The following is a 15,094-nucleotide window of genomic DNA, read 5'->3' on the forward strand; positions in this document are numbered from 1 at the left end:
CCAGCGATAGCGGTGGTCCAGTCCAAAATTTATTGACTGACCTGACGCCATCGCTGGCAAGCCAGCTCCCACAGGAATTTCGGGATTATGTACTTTCGCGGATTTTCAATTCGAAGCCCATATCCTCGACCGGCCGCGCCACGCTGTTGCCGGCCATCAGCGTCAGCATCTGCTCCGCCGCACGCTTGCCGATCGCTTCGCGGGGCGTATTGATGCTGCTCAGGCGCGGCACCATGTGCTCGGACATCGGCAGGTCGTTGAAGCCGAGGATCGCCACTTGCTCGGGGATCCTGATCCCGTTGCGCAGCGCTTCGAGCAAGGCCCCCTGAGCCAGGTCATCGTTGCCGAAGAAGATCGCATCGACATCCGGATGCGCCGCCAGCAATTGCAGGAACAACTCGCCACCCAGGCCCACGGACGATGAGCGCGGGGTCAGCACCTCCAGATCCGGGTCGTAACGGCCGGCCTTCTGCAACGCCTTGCGAAAGCCTTCACCGCGCAGCAGGGTGCGCTGATCAAGCTGTGCGCCAATGTAAGCCAGACGCTTGCGGCCACGGGACAGCAAATGTTCGGCAGCCGTTTCCCCGGCGCTGAGCTGCGAGAAACCGACGCAGTTCACCCCGGCGGCGCTGTCCAGTTCCATCATGTACACGCAGGGAATGTTGCTGGCCTCGATCATCCGTCGCGAGCTTTCGGTGCGGTCGAAGCCGGTCAGCAGCAAACCGCGTGGCTGATAGGCCATGTAGTTGCGCAGCAGGTTTTCTTCTTCATCGCGCGAATAGTGGAAGTTGCCGATCAGCACTTCGAAGCCTTTGGGCGTCAGTACCCGATGAATGGCTTCCAGGGTGTCGATGAACAGCAGGTTGGACAGCGAAGGCACCAGAACCACCACCGAATGGCTCTGGGCCGAGGCCAGGGCGCGGGCGGCGGGGTTGACCACATAGTTGAGTTCCAGCGCGGCTTTCTGGACTTTTTCCACAAGCTCGGTGGCAACCGTGCTGACCCCACGCAGGGCGCGGGAGGCGGTAATCGGGCTGACGCCGGCCAGACGGGCGACTTCATTAAGGGTGGGACGGCCGGTGGTGCGGGTGTTTTTATCGTTTTTAGGGGTGGTCATCGGGCGGCTTGCCAAACAAAAATCAAGGCACTAAGGTAGCGCTGTCCTTATGCAGCTGCAAATGCGTAAGCGAGGTCCTGCCTGATCCTCGCTTTTTGGCGTACGGACAAAACCTGCTGCAACCCAAAAAAACGACAAGAAGGCGTCGGCAACTTCTGCCTGTGCACTAGAGTCATAGCTAGCAAAGGTAGCGCTGTCTGCGCGCTGAGGTGTTACATGAATCATCCCATCACCGCCCTGGTCATCATGGGCGTTGCCGGTTGCGGCAAGACGTGCGTCAGCGAGGCCCTGTGCCAATTGAGCGGCGCCACTGCCATTGAAGGCGATACTTTCCATCCGGCCGCGAACATCGAAAAGATGAGCGCGGGGATCCCCCTGAACGACGAAGACCGTGCCGGCTGGCTCGACAGCCTGTGCGATGAACTGCGTCGCGTCGATGCCCTGGGCGAGCGCCCGGTGCTGACTTGCTCGGCCCTCAAGCACAGTTATCGCGAAGTGCTGCGCAGCGCCTTGCCGGGCCTGGGCTTCGTGTTCCTCGAATTGACGCCTGAAGTGGCCGCCGAACGTGTGTCCCACCGTCCGGGCCACTTCATGCCGGCCACCCTGATCGAAAGCCAGTTCGCCACTCTCGAGTCGCCCAAGGGCGAGCCGTTGACCCTAGCCCTGAATGCTTCGATCCACAGCGTTGAAGAACTGGCGGCGCAAGCCCACGTCTGGTGGCAGGCCCATGGCCTGAAACAGGCGGTATGAGTGTGATTGTGAAGACAGCGCTGTCCTTTCGACTTCTGATTAACCCGCTTTAATAACAACAACAAACCAGGAGACACCCCCTCATGTTTGGCATGTCCCATGACGCCTACCTGCTGTTCGATGCAGTGGTTACGGTGATCGGACTCATCGTCCTGATCACCAAGTTCAAGATTCACCCCTTCATTGCCCTGACCATCGCCGCCGCGTTCCTCGGCCTGACGTCCGGCATGCCGATCGGCACCATCATCAAGGCGTTCCAAGACGGCTTCGGTGGCGTGCTCGGTTTTGTCGGCATCATCCTCGCCCTGGGCACGATGCTCGGCAAGATGATGGCCGAATCCGGTGGTGCCGATCAGATCGCCCAGACCCTGATCCGCGCGTTCGGCAAGGACAAGGTGCAGTGGGCGATGATGTTCGCCGCGTTCCTGGTGGGCATTCCGCTGTTCTTCGAAATCGGCTTCGTGCTGCTGATTCCGCTGGTGTTCATCGTCGCTCGCCGCACCGGTGTGTCGATCATCAAGATCGGTATCCCGCTGCTCGCCGGCCTGTCCGCCGTGCACGGCCTGGTGCCGCCGCACCCGGGTCCGCTGCTGGCCATCGGCGTGTTCGGTGCCGACATCGGCAAGACCATTCTCTACGGTCTGATCGTCGCGCTGCCGACCGCCATCATCGCCGGTCCGATCTTCGGTACGTTCATCGCCAAGCACATCCCAGGTACCCCGAACCAGGAACTGGTCGATCAACTGGCCCGTGAAAACGATTCGGCCAACCTGCCGAGCTTCAGCATCACCCTGGTCACCGTGCTGCTGCCGGTGTTCCTGATGCTGCTGAAAACCTTCGCTGATGTGGCCCTGCCGGACGGTCATTTCTTCCGCACCTGGATGGACATGATCGGTCACCCGATCTCGGCACTGCTGCTGGCATTGCTGCTGTCGCTGTACACCTTCGGTCACAAGCAGGGCATCGGTTCTCAGCAGATGCTCAAATGGCTGGACGCGAGCCTGGCGCCGACTGCCGCGATCATCCTGATCATCGGTGCCGGCGGTGGCTTCAAGCAGATGCTGGTGACCAGCGGCGTGGGCGACGTGATCGGCCACATGGCGGTCAGCGCGCAGATCTCGCCGATCCTGCTGGCGTGGCTGGTGGCGGCGGTGATCCGCATCGCGACGGGCTCGGCTACTGTGGCGACCATCACTGGCGCGGGCATCGTGGTGCCGGTGGTGGGGATGATCCCGGGCGTGAACCGTGAGCTGCTGGTGCTGGCCACCGGTGCCGGTTCGCTGATCCTGTCCCACGTCAACGACGCCGGTTTCTGGCTGGTGAAGCAGTACTTCAACATGACCGTGGCCGAGACCTTCAAGACCTGGACGGCGATGGAAACCATCCTGTCGGTGGTGGGGCTGGGCTTTATTCTGTTGTTGTCGCTGTTCGTTTAACGTCGAACGCAAGACACAAAAAAACCGCAGCGATGCGGTTTTTTTGTGGGTGCAATTCGCGAGTGATCGTTCCCACGCTCCGCGTGGGAATGCCTCAATGGACGCTCTGCGTCCGCTTTCGGCAGGGACGCGGAGCGTCCCGGGCTGCATTCCCACGCGGAGCGTGGGAACGATCAGGTGGGGAGGAGGCAGTTACTTAGTGCCCAGGCCATCCGCCCGGAACATCCCGCGAATCCCGCGTACCGCCTGGCGAATCCGGTCCTGGTTTTCGATCAATGCGAAGCGCACGTGATCGTCGCCGTACTCACCAAAACCGACACCCGGCGAGACGCAGACCTTGGCCTCGGCCAGCAGCTTCTTGGCGAATTCCAGCGAACCGAGGTGCGCGTAGGCGTCGGGAATCTTCGCCCAGACGTACATCGAAGCTTTCGGGTTCTCGACCATCCAGCCCAGTTCATGCAGGCCTTTGACCAGCACGTTGCGGCGCTGGCGATACTGTTCGGCGATGTCGCGCACGCATTGCTGATCACCTTCCAGCGCAGCAATCGCGGCTACCTGCAGCGGGGTGAAGGTGCCGTAGTCGTGGTAGCTCTTGATCCGCGCCAGGGCGCTGACCAGTTCCGGGTTGCCGACCATGAAACCGATGCGCCAGCCCGCCATGTTGTAGCTCTTGGACAGGGTGAAGAACTCCACCGCAATGTCCTTGGCGCCCGGCACCTGCATGATCGACGGGGCTTTCCAGCCGTCGTAGACGATGTCGGCGTAAGCCAGGTCGTGCACCACCAGCACGTCGTACTGTTTGGCGAGGGCGATCACCCGTTCGAAGAAGTCCAGCTCCACGCACTGCGCGGTCGGGTTCGACGGGAAGCCGAGGATCATCATCTTCGGTTTCGGGATCGAGCCGCGAATCGCCCGTTCCAGCTCGGCGAAGAAGTCCACACCCGGCACCAGCGGCACCGACCGCACCTGGGCGCCGGCAATCACGGCACCGTAGATGTGAATCGGGTAGCTGGGGTTCGGCACCAGCACGGTGTCGCCCTGATCCAGGGTCGCCAGCATCAGGTGCGCCAGGCCTTCCTTGGAACCGATGGTGACGATGGCTTCGCTTTCCGGGTCGATCTCGACCTCGTAGCGTTCCTTGTACCAGTTGGAAATCGCCCGGCGCAGGCGCGGAATGCCCTTGGACGTGGAGTAACCGTGGGTGTCTTCGCGCTGTGCAACCTGCACCAGTTTTTCAACGATGTGCGGCGGCGTGGCGCCGTCGGGGTTGCCCATGCTCAAGTCGATGATGTCTTCGCCGCGACGTCGGGCGGCCATCTTCAGCTCGGCGGTGATGTTGAAAACGTAAGGGGGGAGTCGATCAATGCGCGCAAAGCGGCGCGGCGAACCTTGTTCAGCCATTGTTGCCTCGGATAACGTAAGCGCCCGGAACCGTCCGAGCGACGCTGGTCACTGCGGTGACCTGTGGCGGACGATAAGGGCAGCGATGGCAGACTGTCCAGCGCCTTTGTAAACAAATTTTTCCCAAGGAAATCGGTTAATGGAATTCACCAGCGGCTTCTTGCTGAGCCTTTCGCTGTGCCTGGACATCGGCGTGGCCAACATCGCGATGATCACCCTGGCGATGCAGCGCGGCTATTTTCAGGGCTTCGCACTGGGGCTCGGCACCTGCGTCGGCGACCTGATCTACGCGGTGCTGGCGCTGGCCGGAATGACCGTTCTGCTGCAATACGAAACCGTGCGCTGGGTGTTGTGGATCGGCGGTTCGGCACTGTTGATCTACTTCGCGGCGAAGATGATCTATTCGGCGATCCATCACGAAGCGCAATTGGCGGCGACCGCCGAAGTGGACCAGAACTCCCATCGCAAGGAATTCTTCCGTGGGATTTTTCTCGCCATGTCGTCACCCAGCGCCATCCTCTGGTTCGCGGCCGTGGGCGGCACGTTGATCGCCCGCTCCGGTGGCGGCGGTCCTTTGAGTTCGGCGCTGTTTCTCGGCGGTTTCCTGTGCGCCGGGCTGTTGTGGTCGGCAGGCTTGTGCTTCGCCGCGAGCCATGGCGGCAAGTTGCTGGGCGACAAACTGTTGCGCTATTCCTACATGGCATCTGCAGCGATCTTCTGCTATTTCGCGGTCTACGTGATCGTATCCGGCTATAACGAATTCGTCGCCTCGGGCGCCGCCGAGGCCCTGCATACGCTGTAAATGTGCGAATCGGGTTTGGCTTCTATACTCCCAGCCGAACCCACTTTTTTCGTTCAAGGAGTCGAGTCATGGATGAGCAAAAACGCGTCGAAGTGGCTGAACCTCGCTTCGAACATGGACACTTCCTGCTGATTGCAGGATTTCGCGATCGCTTCACCAAAGAGACCGTTCGGGACATCTCTGCACTGTGGGAAAAACTCATCCCGCACATCGGGCATATTCCGGGGCAGAAGAGCGAAGTGACTTACGGTGTCTGCAGCAATTTCGACGGCAATGGCGGTTTCGATTACATGGCCGGAGTCGAAATCCGCAAGCTGGACGACTTCCCGCAGGAAAAGTATCCGTGGATCGAAATCCTCCCGCGCCAGTACGCGGTGTTCGAACACAAGGGTTCGCTGGATCAGCTGCCGCAGACCATTGACTACATCTACAACACCTGGCTGCCGAATTCCGAATACAAAGGGCTCAACGCCCCGGAGCTGGAACGCTACAGCGCCGATTTCAATCCAAAAACCAATACCGGCAAGCTGGAAATCTGCGTCCCGGTGGAAAAGAAAACCTGATTGCTGACCGGCAGCGCGAACCCGCTTCGCGCTGCCGGTCAGGCTTTATTTGCCCTTGATCCGTCGTGCCCGCAACAGGTCGATGCCCAGAGTAATAAAGCCGAAGAAGCTGATGCCCAACACCATCAACAAACCGATTTCCACGCTGCTCATAAACGGTTCCCTCCTCGGGTGATAAGAGTCAGGGCTCAGAAATAGACCGTCCCGAATCCGAAGAAAAGCGCTTATACGCAGGCTTTACGCCCCCCGTGCGGATCGATATGAACACCTTATTCCTTTATCCTTGGCGGCCTTGTTTCCTCTGATTTCGAGCCGCCATGAACACCCTCATCCGCCACGTCACCGCCGCCGACCTGGACCGCTGCTACGCCATCGAAACCCTCGCCTATGAGGGTGACGAAGCCGCGACCCGCGAGAAGATCGCCACGCGCATCGCCACCTGGCCGGACGGTTTCATCGTCGCCGAGGTGGACGGGCAGGTGGCCGGCTTCATCAACTCCGGCGCAGCGTTTGACGTGCAGATGTCCGATGAAGCGTTCAAGGAACTGATCGGCCACGACCCGGCGGGGCCGAACGTGGTGATCATGTCGGTGGTGGTGCACCCGGATTATCAGGGGCTGGGCGTGGCCAAGCGTCTGCTGGGCGAATTCATCGAACGCATGCGCGAGCAGGGCAAGGCGACGATTCACCTGATGTGCAAGGAGCGGCACATCCCGCTGTACGCCGGATTCGGTTTTGCCTACATCAAACCGTCCGAGTCCGACCACGGCGGGATGGCGTGGCACGAGATGATCTTCACTCTGTGAGCTAACGCTAAACCCCTGTGGGAGATTGGTTACTCATTTGTACGTGTCATGCACTCACCCGGGCAGGCGGGATTTCTAGTTTTTAATGAGGATTTTTTGTACCGCGCCTACCGCTCTATCAAGTACTGCCTCTTCACTTAAATCGGTGGTGTCAATCACCACCCAATTTGCCAAACCACAGCGCTCATAACTGGATCGGACTCGGTTCTGATATGCAATGAAACTTTTAAGGCGATCCTCATTGCCACCGTCATAAGCTCCGCTCTCGCTAAGACGGAACGATCCCTTTCTTTGTGCCGCGAGAGCCGGGTCAACATCGAGAAAAATCACGAAGTCTGGCTTTCTAATTGTTGAGAATACTGTTAGGGCTTCTTCTGCTAAATCTATACTTTTAAGCAAGAAGCGCGCTAGGTATTTGTGGTACCAGCCATCTGCGATGCAATTTTTGCCAGAGCTAACTATCGGAGATATAGCAGCATGGTCTGTCGCTTGAAACCATGCGGTTATAAGGCTCATCCAGTGTTTGTCGCCTAATTGCTCAAGAGGTGCGTTGTCCGGATAGTCCCAAAGAACTTCCCGGAGTCGTGACATGTGGAATTCGGTATATCCTGAAGAAACGGGTGGGCGGTTTTTGTCGACGTAGTGCAAATCTATATTCGATTGTGAGAGGATTTCGTATGTTGCTCTTGCGATAGTCGACTTTCCTGCACCATCCGTTCCTTCAAATGTGATAAATATTCCTTGCTCAGAGGTGTAGTTCATGCGAAAGCTCCTAGGTAAGCCTCAGTATCTAGAGAGTTTCTACCGCTACCCTCTATCAATGGTCGAAATCCTTCTCTTTGATAAATTTCTGACATCTTTTTACCAATTGCACTCAGAAATTCTACGGAAGGTCGTTCTCTCGCACTGTATTGCGAGCCAGCATCTGGGTGAAATGCTGCCACTGCTGGAACTACGCCCATCTGACCAAAGTATTCGATACCCTCTATGATTGACTCTAATGGCTCCATTCCGGCAACGAATCCGGCATATACGTTGCCGCGCCCGAGAGTTTCTACAGCGGCTTCAAAAGCTTCGAGGAACCGATCCCGAGTGTAGTCACGAGATTTGCCTGGGCACACTTCTGAAAAAAGGCCAGGGTCGAATACTTCCAAGCTCATTGACATATTATTGCCGACAGTCTTGAATTTTTCGAAAAGTCGGAAGTCTTTGGGCGGCATAGAAATCAAGTGGTAGTCCAAGTGGTTATGCGCATTCTTTTCTTTTACTCTATTCAGCAAATCGATATGCATCCCATACCCTTTGTCGTAGTTACGGATTGTACCTCCGTTTAATAATACCCTACGGTATCGGCTACTCTCATCTTTGACAGCCATCGCTACTGCTTCTCCAGCAATGTCACCTTTAATTCGCATTCTATGATCTGACAGGCTTTCTCGAGCTGAACCCAGAGAGCAAAATTTACATTCATGACCGTCATTGAAGTAGTAGCAATGGCCGGGGGAGAAAATTCCAAGCGTAGAGTTTCCGTATATAGTCAGATGTTTTTCAAATAACTCGCCATTACTTAAAATTTTTCCGTAAGATTTAGGCCTGGCTGGAAAAGTAATTTTAATGATGTTTTTATTGTGGCTTAGTGCGGGAGCGTTTCGCTCTAAGATGATTTTGTATTTTGAGTGTGGGTTGTAGTTGGCGGCAGTAATGATATCGCCATCAAGAACAATTTCTTGTGGGGTTCGGATCGTTGGGTTGATTATGACGCTGTCACCTGTTCCGTATGCACGTCTTTTTTCAATATGATTCACCTCTGTTTGGAAATGCTCTAAGAAATCCCGGCTGAAATTAACGCCGTTAGCCAGTAGGGCGAGTTTCAATTTTACTGTATCGAATAGCATGATTCGGCTTCCAGTTAATTGCACTACAAAAATATTTTTATTAGATCTTCTGAAGATAAAGCAATCAATGTTCCATTATCCTTCAGGGCTTCTATGGATGGCGGTAAGCAATGCCTTGAGTGACCTTTTTCATCGAATAATGCTCCGCCTGACTCTCTCAAAATAAGTTCTGCCGCCGCAATATCACAGCTTCTCTCATGTCCAGGTGAGCCGATATCAATAAACGCATCAAGAACCCCAGCAGCAATCAGGCAGATTTCCAGCGAAGAGCAAGAGTAAACACGAACTTTGTCCGCTGACCATAAAAGCCGTTCTATTTTATGTCTTTCTTTACTGCCACGAGGACGGTGAAATGAAAGTCGCATTTGTTCTAATGATTCGGTTTTTCTTGTGTTTAACCGTTTTACAATTATTGCGGACTGAAGATACGCTCCTTCACCAAGTGAAGCGGTATAGACTAAATCTCTAGAGATGTCGTAAATCCATCCAAATACGTACTCATTACCATGATAGATGGCAACACTAGATGTGTAGTTCGGGAAACCCATAAGCGCATTGTGTGTGCCATCTAGGGGGTCAATAAGAGCGTAAAGGTCACCTTGGTCTCCAAGTTTTATTGGTGAAGTGCTTTCTTCTGAGTAAATTGTCATTTTGATACGAGATTTTGACAGGCAACTAAAGAGTATGTTCTGGCAATCTATGTCGTATTGTGTTTGGTTGAAATGCTGGTCTGCATTGGTTTTGTTAAAATCTGGAAGGCTGGACAATGTGCCGGCCCAATAGCGCCGCAACTGCTTTCTGGCTTCATAAAGACTTACTTCCAGTTCTGGAATGTATTCGCGCTTGAATAGAGCTCTCATACCGACTTCTCAGATATTAATTGCGTATGCCAGTTTTTCCGGTTGAGTTTAGATGCGTAGACTTTTACGTCGAATAGTTTTCCTGCGTAAACGGCGTAGTCTGCACTCATAAAGGCGCTGAACGTTTTGGGGAAAAGTGCTAGTGTTTTAACTTCGAAATTATAACCAAGTTTCTTTCTGATCATGTTCGCCGCTTGCCTGAGGCTTCCACCGGTATAGGCCTTGTCTATAATCAGCCATGAATCATTCGACGAAGTTGTATGAGGGAATATGTCTAGAAAATTTTCATCTCTAGTTAAAAGGCTCGGGTCATTTTGGCGATGAATTTCAGAGAAAAATATATCTGTATCTTTGGTAGCTGCCAAATATCCAAGTGCAAGCGGTAGGCCGGCTGACAATAAAAAGAGCTTATTTTTTGATATGTTTTTGATTTTCAGCCAGATAGAGTGGTCGTCATAGATGTATCTGGTATTGAGAGCAAGACTGCTATCCCAGTGTTCATAAGAAATGTATTTGCTGTAGAAAGCGCAGAATTTATTGTGGAAATCCAAGGTTTCATTATCAGTATCTATTAGCAGTCTGGTTTTTGTAAGGCCCCTATTCGTTGGCTTTACGCAGGAGAAGGGCTGGTGGGATGTCGCGAGTGCTTCTTTAATCAGGTCGCTCTTGAAATCTAATAGTTTGGTTTTGGAAGGTCCTGAAACGGCTAGTTCTGGTGAGAGACCATCTCCCTTTATCTTGCAAATGTCAGATGATTGTAATTGGGTTGTCCTTGAGTTTAAGTACTCCCATATTCGTATTACCTCTTCGTCTGACATGCCATCATAAATTGGGTCGAGGTTGCTCAAGTCGCAAACCATGACTTCCGGATGGCGGAGTTCAAAGGAGGCTCTCTGGAGATGGCACCCGCTCATTAGCGCTTTGCGGTAAGCGTAATAATCACTGGTTTGTAAACCGGTCAGAGTTCTCCATGCGTGATGTTCGCTAATAATGGTCGTGGAATTTAAGTGCGAGTTGTAGAACAAAGGTAACGCGCTAGCATGATTCATGTTTGGAGTCTCACGAAAATGCAATCGGTTAGGTGTTTTAACTTGCGTTGTCAATTAGTAAAAACGCGATCAAGTATCTAAAGTTTACCTATTGGCTGGCTGCTGTGTATTTTCAATAAAAATGTTAATCGCCAAAACATTGTCAGCATCAGAATGAATGAACAGATTGTTAAGGTTATAAATATAGAATGTATGTTGCGGTAAAAATTTAGAAGAATTGCGCAAAGGGCGATGCCAAAAATGTTCAACGTCAGAATGGTTAAAAGTGTGGGAGCCCAGAAATCGTCCATGCTTCTCAAAATCGTCCTGGTTAAAACATAGACGAACTCAAAAGTTAAAAAAGGAATCGAGTAAAGAGTATTGGTTTCAATTAGTTTCCTGATCGTTGAATCTGATGTATAGGTCATGGAAATGTTTTCTTTCCAAAGGACACTGGCTAGCAAAAAGGGCGCTAGTGTTAACAGGCCTGATTTTAGACCTTGGATATAAGTTTTTTTTAGTGAACCTAAATCCCTCCTGGTAAAGTGACGGGCGGCGATAAGCCCCGTCGCATTCCCTATTCCAATTGATATCATATATATGATGCTTATAAAGTGTAGTGATGCTTGGTAGGCGGATAAATTGTTTTCACCTAAGTTTTTTGAAATGAATGATAAGATGAAAAATAGAAAGCTTTCACCTCCAAAGCATAAGGCCATTGGCAAGCCTCGAGCTATATACTTAAGATACTGTTCTTTCGGTATTTGTATGGATTTTTGAGAGTTGTTGATGTAAAGGTGGATTTTAGAGTTGAAGTAGAAGAGTGCGAGAGTTGCGAAAGCACATCGTAAGCAAGAATATATGAGTATGAAGTCAGGTAGCGTGATTGCCGAGTTCGTGTTAATCAAGACTATGCAGGCGGAAGTGAGGCAAATATTAAATGTCCACGTATAAATTACTTCATAGTGTGTTTTTTGAACTCCATTAAAAAAATTGAATATTGTAACCTGTAGATATATGGCTGGAATTGATAGGGATATCAGCAACAGTGCTTGGATGTCTTCCGTGTTGGTTAGGTTTGTGATTGGCGTGAGTGCGATTTTGTGCACAAAAAAAATTATACATATGATCAAGACTCCAAATAAAATCGAAAGCCTGAGTGATATTGTTATTTCGGATTTTATGTTGTTTGTGTTCAGATCATTTGATCCTGCTATCTTAATCAGTGTTGGAGAAAAAAATCCGATACCGATGACAGTAATAAATGATATTGATGCCAAGGCAAATGAAGCGGAATCAAGTGAGTCAACAATAAAATGGCCAGCGAAGGAAAAGTAGATCAATGAAGCTGTCATGTCGCCCAATCTAGAGAATATGAGCGGAATTGCTATTTTGTAAATTTCCATAAGCGGGCCGCCAGCAAGTAGCACCAATTAACAAGCATAGTGTTGTAGAAGCTCTTTATTCCCACTCTTTCAGTAAACTCAAAAGCGGCGGAGTGTCCTTTGCGGCAAAGTATTTTTTTCTGAAATAGTATTCGGACTTTGAAACTTTGTGCGTGGTCTGCTTGCGCTCATTGAATTCATTGTCGAGGGCGGCAAGAGACTGTTCTGCAGTTGGATAAATTTTTGAGCTATTTAGAATTTTTTCAATTTCTAGAAATAGCAGATCCATATATTGGAGGGTTTCTTGAATGTACGACCTGCATTCGTCTCTTGTGCTGGCGCCTTGTCTGGCTAGTGTGAAGAATTTATTCTTGATCTCATCAAATCCTTCAATGCGGTACATGTTTGAGTATACCCACTTGTAATGCTTGTTTGTTGTGCCCGTAAGGTAGGTGAAACTCATCGCGGTTTTAAACATCATGTCTCTAGCTATCTCGCAACCCATCCATAAATTTTCTGATTGCCAGCAACCTTGAACATCCTGGAAAGCATAAAATACTGGAAGTTTCTCTCGGTGAGCTAAGTAGATATGTTTCTCTACGGGGATTCTTGATTTAAGTTTAAAGAATTTTTCATCGTTATTCAGAGCATGCCCGATTATTAGTCTATGGATTACATTGTTTTCTGTGTTCGTCAAAGCAGGGGCGTAAAGAAAACGTTGGTCGGAGGCAATTTCTTCAAATGTTTGTTCAATTTTGAAAAATATATTATCTATTTCTGAGTATGTTACATAGTCGGCATCGATGTGAATGCTGGTATCACCGTAGAAGTCTGTTGTATTGTGGACTTCTTCATCTTTAGTGATGTGGCGATAATTGATGTCGGTAACAAACGCATGTCCGATGTGTTTCATGTTTTGCGCTTTTGGACGTTTTTCGCAAATGATAATGCAGTCGATGTCAGAATGAATTGTTCCGATCCCCTCAATTAAAGAGCCTGAAACAATCAGAGTGCTTGTGTGCTCCAAGTGTGCTTTATCGAGTAAATAGCTTTTTGGTAATGATAATTTCCCATCCAATATTGTTACGTTGTTCTCCGAAATTGAGGATTTTGATGTTTTTATTAAGGTTTCCATATTGGATGTCCTGTGTATTTAAATTTTCTGTAAACCTCGCTCATGAAGAAAGCCTAGTTTTTACTCGAGTCTTCCGTCAATATTTGGATCCAGAATCAGAAGAGCCCTACAAGTTGTTGAAGGGCGAGAGTGTTTTTGGTGAAGGAAAATTCTTTTTATTTAAGTTAACTCCTACAGATAGTTTCCGCAGAATCTGTAGGAGCTTGGCTGAGATGTTTTCTTAATAAAGACTGTCGTGCACTCTGGCCGGGGCCTCGCGATCATAGGCCTCGGCATCAAACTGCCCATCATTCAGCCGCTTGTGAAACGCACCCGCCGTCGGCAGCGCCGAGCGTGGCAGATGAGTTTGCGGATTCCACGCATCCGAACGCACGAATGCCTTGGAGCAATGAAAGAACGCCACCTCCACCGTCACCAGCAGCACCGTGCGCGCCGGTTTGCCGTTCACCGCGAAGCTTTCCAGTAACTCGGGGTCAGCGCTGATGGTCGCCGTGCCGTTGACCCGCAACGTCTCGCCTATCCCCGGAATGATGAACAGCAGCGACACTCGCGGATCGTGCAATACGTTTCGCAAGGTATCGATGCGGTTGTTGCCGGGGCGATCCGGCAGAGCCAGAGTGCGCTCGTCGATGATCCGCACAAACCCCGGCGCGTCGCCTCGCGGTGAACCGTCGATGCCATCGGCACCCACCGAGCTTACAATCGCCAGCGGCGAAACCCGGACCATCGCCTGATAGTCCTCGTTGAGAAAACCGATCTGTTTGCGCACCGCCCGTTCGTGGGGCAAGCCGTAGATGGCTTCCAGCGCTTCGATTGAATCGATCATCGTTGCTCCCCCGACGATTAGAAGAACAGCCCCATCCGCCGCTCGTAACCGATACGGCCCTTGTACGCTTCGCCGCTGTCGACGAAGCCGTACTTGGCGTACAGCGCAATCGCGGCGTCGTTGTCGGCGTCCACCGACAGTTCCAGTCCTTTGATTTCAGGCCAGGCCTGGCGCGCAACTTCCGGCAACGCCAGCAGGCAGGCCTTGCCATAGCCCTTGCCTTGTGCGCGGTGATCGACCTGCAATGCATGCAGGGTGGCGCTGTGTTCATCGGCCCATTCCGGCAGAACCGGCGGGCGCTTGAGCAGCAGGAACGCCACTGGCTCATCGTCTGCCAGCAGGGCAAAACCCTTCACGCCAGGACCGGGTTTCGACAGCAGCGTATGCAGGGCGCCGTGGATATCGCCGGAGAACTTGATCTGCTCGGCGTGGATTTCAATCGCTTCGACTTGCTGACGCTGCAAGGCGTTAAGGCTCTCGTACGGTACGAGTTTGGCTGACACGGGAATTTCCTTTTTCCTGCAAAGATGAACCTCGGATTCTAGCGATTTTGTCTTCTCCGGAAATTTTTTGTTTCGGTTGTCGATCCTGCCAATCGCCGAACGACTAAGAGTGTCTTCACAACAAAAACTACGGAGAACATCATGAGCGCACAAAGCGAGATCCAGAGCCTGATCAACACCTACCGCGAAGCCGTCATGACCAAGGACGTCGAGAAAGTCATGGCGCTGTACGCCGACGACATCCTCTCGTTCGATGCGATCAAGGCCCTGCAATTCAAGGGCAAACCGGCCTACCGCGCGCACTGGGTGGATTGCATGCAAATGTGCCCCGGCCCGCACATTTTCGAGTTCCACGAAATCGCCATCGAGACCGCCGACAACATCGCCTTCGCCCACTGGGTCGCCAACTGCGGCGGCACCAATGAACAGGGTGAAACCCAGAGTTGCTGGATGCGCGTCACCGCCTGCTACCGGCAGGTCAGCGGGGCGTGGAAGATTGCCCATGAACACTGGTCGGCGCCGTTCGACCCGATGAGCGGCGCGACCCTGTTCGATGTGAAACCCTGATCTTCAGCCATAGTTGATCC

The 15,094-nt window shown here is 52.1% G+C and carries 17 protein-coding genes; 7 read left to right on the plus strand and 10 right to left on the minus strand.

Features of this window, described 5'->3' with window-relative positions; genetic code table 11:
- Nucleotides 1–85: 85 nt before the first annotated feature.
- A complete protein-coding gene (locus ACTJK7_RS21795; protein ID WP_039766142.1) occupies nt 86–1,117 on the minus strand; it encodes a LacI family DNA-binding transcriptional regulator in 1,032 nt (343 codons plus the stop codon).
- Between the two features lie 216 nt (nt 1,118–1,333).
- Here ACTJK7_RS21795 and ACTJK7_RS21800 point away from each other — a divergent pair, with 216 nt between their 5' ends.
- On the plus strand, nt 1,334–1,867 hold the full coding sequence (locus ACTJK7_RS21800) for a gluconokinase (RefSeq protein WP_011335582.1): 534 nt from the start codon (nt 1,334–1,336) through the stop codon (nt 1,865–1,867).
- A gap of 83 nt (nt 1,868–1,950) precedes the next feature.
- A complete protein-coding gene (locus ACTJK7_RS21805) occupies nt 1,951–3,303 on the plus strand; it encodes a GntP family permease (RefSeq protein ID WP_323150910.1) in 1,353 nt (450 codons plus the stop codon).
- Between the two features lie 192 nt (nt 3,304–3,495).
- Here ACTJK7_RS21805 and alaC read toward each other — a convergent pair whose 3' ends face one another.
- Nucleotides 3,496–4,704: an alanine transaminase gene (alaC, locus tag ACTJK7_RS21810; RefSeq protein WP_074688274.1), complete on the minus strand. Its 1,209-nt coding sequence runs from the start codon at nt 4,702–4,704 to the stop codon at nt 3,496–3,498.
- A 139-nt stretch (nt 4,705–4,843) separates the two neighbouring features.
- Between alaC and ACTJK7_RS21815 the strand changes: the two genes are divergently transcribed.
- The 3 genes from ACTJK7_RS21815 to ACTJK7_RS21825 all read left to right on the plus strand — a co-directional run bounded on the left by ACTJK7_RS21815 (nt 4,844) and on the right by ACTJK7_RS21825 (nt 6,875).
- Nucleotides 4,844–5,506, plus strand: a complete 663-nt coding sequence (locus tag ACTJK7_RS21815) for a LysE family translocator (protein ID WP_440779823.1) — start codon at nt 4,844–4,846, stop codon at nt 5,504–5,506.
- Between the two features lie 68 nt (nt 5,507–5,574).
- Nucleotides 5,575–6,069, plus strand: a complete 495-nt coding sequence (locus ACTJK7_RS21820) for a GyrI-like domain-containing protein (protein ID WP_323151341.1) — start codon at nt 5,575–5,577, stop codon at nt 6,067–6,069.
- 317 nt (nt 6,070–6,386) lie between these two features.
- On the plus strand, nt 6,387–6,875 hold the full coding sequence (locus tag ACTJK7_RS21825; RefSeq protein WP_108563052.1) for a GNAT family N-acetyltransferase: 489 nt from the start codon (nt 6,387–6,389) through the stop codon (nt 6,873–6,875).
- 75 nt (nt 6,876–6,950) lie between these two features.
- Here the strand turns inward: ACTJK7_RS21825 and ACTJK7_RS21830 are convergent, their stop codons facing one another.
- From ACTJK7_RS21830 to ACTJK7_RS21850, 5 genes are all read right to left on the minus strand, one after another.
- Complete coding sequence (locus ACTJK7_RS21830; RefSeq protein WP_108563051.1) at nt 6,951–7,637, minus strand: dTMP kinase; 687 nt, start codon at nt 7,635–7,637, stop codon at nt 6,951–6,953.
- On the minus strand, nt 7,634–8,770 hold the full coding sequence (locus ACTJK7_RS21835; protein WP_108563050.1) for a radical SAM protein: 1,137 nt from the start codon (nt 8,768–8,770) through the stop codon (nt 7,634–7,636). Before ACTJK7_RS21835 ends, ACTJK7_RS21830 begins: the two co-directional genes overlap by 4 nt.
- Nucleotides 8,771–8,793: 23 nt before the next feature.
- Nucleotides 8,794–9,630: an inositol monophosphatase family protein gene (locus ACTJK7_RS21840; RefSeq protein ID WP_108563049.1), complete on the minus strand. Its 837-nt coding sequence runs from the start codon at nt 9,628–9,630 to the stop codon at nt 8,794–8,796.
- Nucleotides 9,627–10,478 carry a hypothetical protein gene (locus tag ACTJK7_RS21845; protein WP_234420585.1) on the minus strand — a complete coding sequence of 284 codons (852 nt, stop codon included), beginning with the start codon at nt 10,476–10,478 and terminating at the stop codon, nt 9,627–9,629. The genes ACTJK7_RS21840 and ACTJK7_RS21845 overlap by 4 nt, the downstream gene beginning before the upstream one ends.
- Nucleotides 10,479–10,756: 278 nt before the next feature.
- Nucleotides 10,757–11,377: an MATE family efflux transporter gene (locus ACTJK7_RS21850; RefSeq protein WP_234420584.1), complete on the minus strand. Its 621-nt coding sequence runs from the start codon at nt 11,375–11,377 to the stop codon at nt 10,757–10,759.
- A gap of 298 nt (nt 11,378–11,675) precedes the next feature.
- On the opposite strand from ACTJK7_RS21850, the gene ACTJK7_RS21855 reads away from it, so the two are divergent.
- Nucleotides 11,676–11,996 carry a hypothetical protein gene (locus ACTJK7_RS21855; protein ID WP_234420583.1) on the plus strand — a complete coding sequence of 107 codons (321 nt, stop codon included), beginning with the start codon at nt 11,676–11,678 and terminating at the stop codon, nt 11,994–11,996.
- A 123-nt stretch (nt 11,997–12,119) separates the two neighbouring features.
- On the opposite strand, the gene ACTJK7_RS21860 is transcribed toward ACTJK7_RS21855, so the two are convergent.
- The 3 genes from ACTJK7_RS21860 to ACTJK7_RS21870 all read right to left on the minus strand — a co-directional run bounded on the left by ACTJK7_RS21860 (nt 12,120) and on the right by ACTJK7_RS21870 (nt 14,507).
- Nucleotides 12,120–13,178, minus strand: a complete 1,059-nt coding sequence (locus ACTJK7_RS21860; protein ID WP_108563046.1) for a hypothetical protein — start codon at nt 13,176–13,178, stop codon at nt 12,120–12,122.
- A 220-nt stretch (nt 13,179–13,398) separates the two neighbouring features.
- Complete coding sequence (locus tag ACTJK7_RS21865; RefSeq protein ID WP_108563045.1) at nt 13,399–14,004, minus strand: pyridoxamine 5'-phosphate oxidase family protein; 606 nt, start codon at nt 14,002–14,004, stop codon at nt 13,399–13,401.
- 17 nt (nt 14,005–14,021) lie between these two features.
- A complete protein-coding gene (locus tag ACTJK7_RS21870) occupies nt 14,022–14,507 on the minus strand; it encodes a GNAT family N-acetyltransferase (protein ID WP_108563044.1) in 486 nt (161 codons plus the stop codon).
- Nucleotides 14,508–14,648: 141 nt separating this feature from the next.
- Between ACTJK7_RS21870 and ACTJK7_RS21875 the strand changes: the two genes are divergently transcribed.
- Nucleotides 14,649–15,074: a YybH family protein gene (locus ACTJK7_RS21875; RefSeq protein ID WP_108563043.1), complete on the plus strand. Its 426-nt coding sequence runs from the start codon at nt 14,649–14,651 to the stop codon at nt 15,072–15,074.
- Nucleotides 15,075–15,094: the final 20 nt, after the last annotated feature.

The organism is Pseudomonas sp. 22085 (assembly GCF_052045815.1).
GTDB classification, from domain to species: domain Bacteria; phylum Pseudomonadota; class Gammaproteobacteria; order Pseudomonadales; family Pseudomonadaceae; genus Aquipseudomonas; species Aquipseudomonas glycinae.

Excerpts from the sequence above, each read along its gene's own strand:
- ACTJK7_RS21835 (WP_108563050.1), bottom strand. The coding sequence starts at position 8,770 with ATGCTATTCGATACAGTAAAATTGAAACTCGCCCTACTGGCTAACGGC.
- ACTJK7_RS21840 (WP_108563049.1), bottom strand. The coding sequence starts at position 9,630 with ATGAGAGCTCTATTCAAGCGCGAATACATTCCAGAACTGGAAGTAAGT.
- ACTJK7_RS21860 (WP_108563046.1), bottom strand. The coding sequence starts at position 13,178 with ATGGAAACCTTAATAAAAACATCAAAATCCTCAATTTCGGAGAACAAC.
- ACTJK7_RS21800 (WP_011335582.1), top strand. The coding sequence starts at position 1,334 with ATGAATCATCCCATCACCGCCCTGGTCATCATGGGCGTTGCCGGTTGC.
- ACTJK7_RS21830 (WP_108563051.1), bottom strand. The coding sequence starts at position 7,637 with ATGAACTACACCTCTGAGCAAGGAATATTTATCACATTTGAAGGAACG.
- ACTJK7_RS21850 (WP_234420584.1), bottom strand. The coding sequence starts at position 11,377 with ATGGCCTTATGCTTTGGAGGTGAAAGCTTTCTATTTTTCATCTTATCA.
- alaC (WP_074688274.1), bottom strand. The coding sequence starts at position 4,704 with ATGGCTGAACAAGGTTCGCCGCGCCGCTTTGCGCGCATTGATCGACTC.
- ACTJK7_RS21820 (WP_323151341.1), top strand. The coding sequence starts at position 5,575 with ATGGATGAGCAAAAACGCGTCGAAGTGGCTGAACCTCGCTTCGAACAT.
- ACTJK7_RS21855 (WP_234420583.1), top strand. The coding sequence starts at position 11,676 with ATGGCTGGAATTGATAGGGATATCAGCAACAGTGCTTGGATGTCTTCC.
- ACTJK7_RS21875 (WP_108563043.1), top strand. The coding sequence starts at position 14,649 with ATGAGCGCACAAAGCGAGATCCAGAGCCTGATCAACACCTACCGCGAA.
- ACTJK7_RS21865 (WP_108563045.1), bottom strand. The coding sequence starts at position 14,004 with ATGATCGATTCAATCGAAGCGCTGGAAGCCATCTACGGCTTGCCCCAC.
- ACTJK7_RS21805 (WP_323150910.1), top strand. The coding sequence starts at position 1,951 with ATGTTTGGCATGTCCCATGACGCCTACCTGCTGTTCGATGCAGTGGTT.
- ACTJK7_RS21795 (WP_039766142.1), bottom strand. The coding sequence starts at position 1,117 with ATGACCACCCCTAAAAACGATAAAAACACCCGCACCACCGGCCGTCCC.
- ACTJK7_RS21815 (WP_440779823.1), top strand. The coding sequence starts at position 4,844 with ATGGAATTCACCAGCGGCTTCTTGCTGAGCCTTTCGCTGTGCCTGGAC.
- ACTJK7_RS21825 (WP_108563052.1), top strand. The coding sequence starts at position 6,387 with ATGAACACCCTCATCCGCCACGTCACCGCCGCCGACCTGGACCGCTGC.